General features: G+C 62.7%; 8 protein-coding genes. 2 read left to right on the plus strand and 6 right to left on the minus strand.

The genetic code is table 11. From position 1 onward, the window contains the following. A partial coding sequence (locus tag Y707_RS27775) for a cation diffusion facilitator family transporter (protein ID WP_035782808.1) occupies positions 1-690 on the plus strand: 690 nt, incomplete at its 5' end. 41 nt (positions 691-731) lie between these two features. On the opposite strand, the gene Y707_RS0119805 is transcribed toward Y707_RS27775, so the two are convergent. From Y707_RS0119805 to Y707_RS27785, 6 genes are all read right to left on the minus strand, one after another. Then, a complete protein-coding gene (locus tag Y707_RS0119805; protein ID WP_026536359.1) occupies positions 732-1,235 on the minus strand; it encodes a DoxX family protein in 504 nt (167 codons plus the stop codon). Positions 1,236-1,250: 15 nt separating this feature from the next. After that, the gene (locus Y707_RS0119810) at positions 1,251-1,658 is read right to left on the minus strand and encodes a four-helix bundle copper-binding protein (RefSeq protein WP_026536360.1); all 408 of its coding nucleotides are present in this window, start codon (positions 1,656-1,658) and stop codon (positions 1,251-1,253) included. A 145-nt stretch (positions 1,659-1,803) separates the two neighbouring features. Then, complete coding sequence (locus Y707_RS27780) at positions 1,804-2,649, minus strand: F510_1955 family glycosylhydrolase (protein ID WP_035782811.1); 846 nt, start codon at positions 2,647-2,649, stop codon at positions 1,804-1,806. An 86-nt stretch (positions 2,650-2,735) separates the two neighbouring features. Next, positions 2,736-3,443, minus strand: coding sequence for a DUF305 domain-containing protein (locus tag Y707_RS0119820; protein WP_026536361.1), 708 nt, complete (start codon positions 3,441-3,443; stop codon positions 2,736-2,738). An 80-nt stretch (positions 3,444-3,523) separates the two neighbouring features. Further along, the gene (locus Y707_RS0119825) at positions 3,524-4,060 is read right to left on the minus strand and encodes a hypothetical protein (protein ID WP_026536362.1); all 537 of its coding nucleotides are present in this window, start codon (positions 4,058-4,060) and stop codon (positions 3,524-3,526) included. Further along, positions 4,053-6,164, minus strand: coding sequence for a copper-translocating P-type ATPase (locus Y707_RS27785; RefSeq protein ID WP_051442233.1), 2,112 nt, complete (start codon positions 6,162-6,164; stop codon positions 4,053-4,055). Before Y707_RS27785 ends, Y707_RS0119825 begins: the two co-directional genes overlap by 8 nt. A gap of 222 nt (positions 6,165-6,386) precedes the next feature. Here Y707_RS27785 and Y707_RS0119835 point away from each other — a divergent pair, with 222 nt between their 5' ends. After that, on the plus strand, positions 6,387-6,719 hold the full coding sequence (locus tag Y707_RS0119835; RefSeq protein ID WP_026536363.1) for an ArsR/SmtB family transcription factor: 333 nt from the start codon (positions 6,387-6,389) through the stop codon (positions 6,717-6,719). Positions 6,720-6,764 lie beyond the last annotated feature (45 nt).

Raw genomic sequence — 6,764 nt, forward strand, 5'->3', positions numbered from 1 at the left:
TTCATCCTCGGGCGGCGCGCCGCCAACCGCCGTTACACTTACGGCTACGGAAGGGCTGAGGACCTCGCCGGACTTTTCATCGTCGCGATGATCGCGCTGTCCGCCATCGTCGCAGGCTGGCAGTCCATCGCCCGGCTGATCGATCCGCAGCCTCTTACGAATCTCGGGTGGGTCCTGGCCGCGGGTCTGATTGGATTTGCCGGCAACGAACTGGTTGCCATCTACCGGATCCGGGTGGGCCGGCGCATCGGTTCTGCAGCCCTGGTTGCCGATGGAATCCACGCCCGGACGGATGGGTTCACCTCACTGGCCGTCGTGCTCGGCGTCATTGGAGTCTGGCTCGGCTTCCCGCTGGCGGACCCCATCATCGGTCTCGTCATTACCGCCGCTATTGCCGTTCTCCTTTGGGGAACGGCCCGTGATATCGGCCGCAGGCTTCTGGATGGAGTTGACCCGGATCTCGTGGATCGAGCCGAGCGGAGCGTCAGGGCCGTCGACGGGGTTCAGGACGTGGATGACATCCGGCTGCGCTGGACAGGTCACCAACTGCAGGTTTCGGCCTCGGTTTTATTGTCGCAGGAAACGAGCATGCATGAGTACGAGAACATCCGGTCAAGGCTGGACCTCGCCATGCGGTCCGACCTGCCGAATGTTGGCGAGGTCCTCGTCGCGCCAAGGGTCCGGCACTAGACCGGGCGGCACTCCAGGCGGACAGCTCTAGCCCGGACGGGTCACTGGGTTGGCGGTAGCTTGATCATTGCGGGTTCACCGGGCCGATTGCGGAAGTCCTCGATGTAAGGCAGCACCAAGAACACCGTGGCCGCGATAAACACCAGCTGCATCACAGATCGTGGCAGCAACGCCGCAGCCGGACCGTCGTCGAACGTAATATCGGCGACGGCGGCATAAACGTTCGCTGGAAACATCGCCACCAGCAGGCAGCCGAGCCCCGCCGCTGCCCAGGGCGCCGTCCGGTGGTAGAGCAGGCCGGCCGCCCCGAGCAGTTCGAGAATGCCCGTCAGCGTCACAAGCAGTTCCGGGAAGGGAAGCACCGGAGGCACCATCGCGACGAAGTCTTCCCGCAGTCCGCCAAAGTGCGACACTCCCGTCACTGTAAACATTGCCGCCAGGCCGCCTCGGATACTGACGTGCCAGGACCGCAGCCGCTTCAGGCCGAAGAATCCCAGCAGGCGCAATAAAAGGGTGACGCCAACCAGAATCAGCAGCGGTGCCATCAGGGTCCTTTCGCTTTACCCCAGTGAAGAAAGCAGCTCGTCGCAGGCCTTTTCACAATTGCGGCATTTTTCAGCGCAAACCTTGCAGTGATCGTGTTCCCCACCGTGCTGCTCACACTCATCGGCACACGCCTTGCAGGTTGTACGGCATGCTTCCAGAACGGCGCGGGTCACGTTAGCGTCGTAGCCGGTATGGCGGGACAGCACATTACCTGTGGTGGCACAGACGTCCGCGCAATCCATATTGGTGCGGATGCATTTGGCCATTTTGGCGACCATGTCCTCGCTCAGGCACGCATCGGCGCAAGCGGTGCACGTCTGGGCACATTCGAAACAGGCGGCAATGCATTCGGTCAGCTTCTCCCGGTCGATATGGCCGAGGTCTTTGGGGTATGCGTCCAGCATTTCTTTTATGTGGGTCATGACTGTTACTCCCGTCCTGATAGGAAAGAGCGGCACGGCGAACTGCCAGCCGTCACAATTCCACAGTAGGCTTATCAGTTTTCAGATTCCAGCCCTGAAGTAACTTTCCGCGAACCGATGGACCGCGGTAACGTACGTCGTCGCGCTATTCAGCGCTCCAACCGGAGAATGTCTGCCCACCATCGGTGGAAACCCGGATGTCCTGAGCTGTAGCGATCCAGATCTGCAGCTGCCCCTCATCGCCCGTGACAGCAGCCATCGCATGAGGTTCGACGTCGATGCTCCCGCCGCTTTGCCAAGTGAGCCCGGCGTCGTCGGACGTATAAACTTGGCCGTCAGGCGTGACGCCGGCTGCCTGCTCCGCAGAGGCGAAGTCGGTCAGGTACATCAGCGGTGCTTCGGGAACCGGGCTCCAGTTGGTTCCGCCGTCGGCGGAGCGCTGCAAGCCGCCTTGCGTTGTGGCTAAAACCGTTTGTTCCTCTGCCGCGCCGGAAAGGTCGGCCGGCTGGATGCTGGTATCCGGCGTTGTCCATCGCTGGCCCTCCTCGCTGGTGCGTAGTGATCCGTCGAATCCGACAATGCCCGCGTCCGAGTACGTCAACGAGTGGAAGTCGGATTGGCCCTGCCGGGAGAGCGCTTGCCAGCTCTTGCCGCCATCGTTGGATTCAATCAGTCCCACGGGGTTCGGCAGCTCGACGCCGGCGCCCGGGTGACCGGAGGCGTAGAAATGGCCCGGCTGCCCGGTCGTCGTGAAGCCCATCAGGTCAATGGCGGGACTGATGACTTTGACGGGATCGGCGCTCAGGTCATAAAGACCGTCGTGGGTAGCCAGCAACACCTGTTCGGTGTCCGGATTGACGGCCATGGCATGGATATGGGCCTCCGGATACTCCGCACCGGCGGAAGCGCAACCGCTCAGCAGGAGGGCGGCCGTTGCGGTTCCTGCAACGGCGGTGAATCGTCTTAGGCGGCGGACGTTTTTCAGGGTCATGGGGTCCTTCTAATTGTGGCCGCCGGAGGATGGACCAGTATGCCCACCCTCCGGCGAAATTGTGTAGTAAGTGGAGATAGATCCGGCTAGAGCGATTCGAGCAATTGCTGCATCTTTTCGATCTCCGATTGCTGGGCGGAAACAATGTCCTCGGCCAGCGCGACCGCCGTTGGGTTCGACCCCTGCTCAATTTCCTGTTCAGCCATTCCGATGGCGCCCTTGTGGTGCTCGATCATCTGCTTCAGGAACAGCCGTTCCGCCTCGGTGCCCTGGGCGGCTTTGAGCTCTTGAATCTGCGCCCGGGAAAGCATGCCCTCCATGGCCTGGCCGTCGGCGCCCATGTCGTCGCCGCTCATACTGTGCCCGTCCATGTTGTTGCTGTCCATGCCATGACCGCCGACCGGAACCTGCTCGCCCCAGGCTTTCAGCCATTCGGACATTTTCTGGATCTCGGGTCCCTGGGCAGCCTTGATCTGGTTGGCCAGCTCCCGGGTTTTCGGGCTAATGCCCTCCTTCGCCAGCATGATTTCACTCATTGCTATGGCTTGCTCATGATGGGGAATCATCATCGTGGCGAACATCGCATCGGCTGCGTTATGTTCTTCGCCGACGGGTTGGTCCTGCCCGGATTGTTGATGACCCGAGTGTTCGCTGGCCATAGTCGACGGGCTTGAGGGGCTGCTGCTCCCCGCACCGCCGTGTTCCATGTTCGGCATGTCGCCTGGGGATGAGCCACAGCCAGCCAGCGCAATGACGATGGCGGCAGAGGCGAGGGTAAGTGGGATGCGTTTCATGACAGATCGTCCTTCAAAATGAGATTGGTTCACTACTGATCACTGCGCAGCTATAAGCGGTACGTGCGTGCGCCGCTGACTCAGGTACGGCTGATCGATAAGTGAACGAGTGAAGGACTGCGGATGGGGGCAACCGTCTGCAGGAGCATGGGGATGGGTTTGAACAGACTGCCCAGCCGTCTCAAGGGGAATAGCGCTGGCCGGATTAGGACAATGAGGATGAGCAGGGCAAGAGCCAGCACGCAGTTGAGCATGACCATCTCCCCGCATCCTTCTGAGCACACGGTGCTGACGTCTGTTGGAATGCTGGCGGCACCGGATGACGCCTGCACGGTTGCGGCGCCCGTCATTTCGGCCGGGAAGTTGCCGCCGTCGTGCAGCGCGGGGCCACCGCGGCTTTCATGGGGTAACGGGGACATCGGTGCGCCAACCCCGCCACTGCTGCCGCCGTCGTGCCCGCTCATGGCCGAGTGTTCCGACCCTTGAGCGGGGGCCGTAGTTCCATGCCCACCGGTCCAGACATGCATGCCAACGATGCCGGCCATCAGGGCCAGCATCGTCAGCAGCAAGGGAGCTGACCGGAACCAGGCCGGTGCCAGCATCCGGAACTTAGCCATTCAGTACCTTTTCAGGATCCAGCTGCAGCCTGCGCAGCAGCTGGGCATTGAGGGCGACGACAACGGTCGAAGCCGACATCAGGATAGCGCCCGCAGCGGGGGAGAGCACAAATCCGGCGAAGGCCAGCACACCGGCGGCGAGCGGTACGGCGATCACGTTGTAGCCGGTGGCCCAGACGAGGTTCTGCCACATCTTCTTATAGCTCGCCCGGGACAGCTCCACCATCGACAGGACCGCTCGCGGGTCATTGCCGGCCAGGACCACTCCCGCCGATTCCATCGCCACATCCGTGCCGGCGCCGATCGCGATACCGACCTCGGCCCGCGCGAGTGCAGGGGAGTCGTTCACGCCGTCGCCGACCATCGCGACCTTCAGCCCGCGCTTCTGCAGTTCAGTGACCTTCGCGTCCTTGTCCTTGGGAAGTACTTCGGCGAAGACCTCGTCAATGTTGAGCTTCCGTGCCACCGTGTCGGCCACCTGCTGAGCGTCGCCGGTGATCATGGCGACCTTGATGCCGCGTTCCTGCAGTGCCCGGACGGCTTGACGGGATTCCTCCCGGACCTCGTCCTCCAGAGCGACGGCGCCAATCACCTGTCCGCCGCGGATCACGTGCAGAATGGCGGCTCCCCGGTCCTTCCAACCGGAGGTGGTGCCAGCCAGGTCCGCCGGTTCCGTAAGTCCCAGCTCCTTCAGCAGCGCCGGTCCGCCGACGGCGATGGTCTCACCGTCCACGTGCGCCTGGACGCCCATGCCCGTGATGGAAGAGAAGTCCGTCGCCTTGTAGGTTTGCTTCCCGGCGGCCCGGACAATCGCCCGCGCCACGGGGTGTTCACTGTCGGATTCAGCAGCCGCCGCAAGAGCCAACAGCTCATCCTCGCTGACTCCGTGCGTTGCCACTTCGGTGACGGCCGGTTCGCCCTTGGTCAGGGTGCCGGTCTTGTCGAAGAGTACGACGTCGATGCGGCGCATCCGCTCCAGCGCGATCCGGTTCTTGATCAGTACCCCAGCCTTCGCCGCCCGCTCGGTGGAGATCGCAATTACCAGCGGAATCGCCAGGCCGAGGGCATGAGGACAGGCGATGACCAGCACCGTCACGGTGCGGATCACGGCGTCGTCCGGGCTGCCGAGGAGGTTCCAGGCGATGAAGGTGATGACACCGGCGATGGCGGCGAAGTAGAAGAGGAACGCCGCCGCTCTGTCAGCCAACGCCTGCGCCCGCGAGGACGAGGACTGCGCTTCGGCAACCAGCCGTTGGATCCCGGCCAGTGCGGTGTCTTCGCCGATGGCGGTGACCCTGACCCGCAGCGTGTTGTCCGTGGCGACGGTTCCGGCCACCACGGTGTCGCCGACTGTGCGCGGGACGGCCTTGGATTCGCCGGTGATCATTGATTCGTCGACGTCGGCACGGCCGTCAACGACCTCGCCGTCGGCCGGCAGCCGCGCACCCGGGCGGACGAGTACGACGTCGTCAATCGCCAGATCGCTGATCTTGACAGTTTCCGTACCGTCATCGGTGACCCGGTCAGCCTCATCCGGGAGCAGCTCCGCCAGCGCATTGAGTGCGCCCTGTGCGGAACCGAGGGCGCGCATTTCGATCCAGTGACCCAGGAGCATGATCGCCACCAGCAGGGCCAGCTCCCACCAGAAATCCAGGTCGAAACCGCCGATGCCGAGGCTGGTCACCAGGGAGGCAATGAATGCCACGGTGATCGCCATCGAGATCAGCAGCATCATGCCCGGCTGGCGGCGTTTCAGTTCGCTGATGCCGCCGGACAGGAATGGCTGGCCGCCGTAGAAGAAGATGACGGAGCCGAGGACGGGGGGAATCCAGGCGGATCCCGGAAACTCCGGAGGCATGTACCCAAGCAGGTCGGCGAACATTGGGCTGAAGAAGACGACCGGGATGGACAGTGCGAACGTTATCCAGAACCGCTCGCGGAACTGTGCCGCGTGGTCACCATGCCCGCCGTGCCCGCCATGGCCGTGGTCTCCAGGGCCACTGTGGCTCGAATGCTCCATTCCATCTCCGGAATGTTGACCATGTGCGGCCGTGCCTTCGTGCTCATCGAGGGCGGGGCCGGAAGTTCTGCTCTGGCTTTCCATGATTGGCTCCTAAAGAAGGATGGAAAACGAATACTGTAAGCGGTCCTGTCGGACCGGTGATGACCTTCGAGGCGTGTGGGGCTTTTCTACCCGGGACGCTGACTTCCGGTGGCTATGGGTCGAACTTATACCCCTGGGGGGTATCCTGTCAAGGCCACGGCAGAGTCGGATCGGTCCAGGGTGGATCGCCAACAGTACATCTAAGCGTGTACGGTTGAATGCATGCCATTGGTGATGAATGCTTCCGTGTTGGCCCGGTTCGGTTATGCCCTTTCGGATGAGACCAGGGCAAAGATCATGCTTGAGCTGGCCGGCGGTCCGGCATACCCGTCCGAACTGGCAACCGCGCTTGGTGTCTCGCGTCAAAGCGTGTCGAATCACCTGGCCTGTTTGCGCGGTTGCGGCCTGGTGGTGGCCGTGCCGCAAGGGCGGCGCACCCAGTACGAGCTGGCTGATCGAAGGCTCGGCCATGCAATTCATGACTTGCTCGGCGTCGTACTGTCGGTTGACCCGGCGTGCTGTGCTGCTGATGCTTCCGAGGTCTGCTGTTCATGACTTCTACTACTATGACTACGACGACGGCTGGCCGGCGGTCGGTGC

The sequence above is a fragment of the Arthrobacter sp. H14 genome (assembly GCF_000520495.1).
Lineage (GTDB): Bacteria > Actinomycetota > Actinomycetes > Actinomycetales > Micrococcaceae > Arthrobacter_C.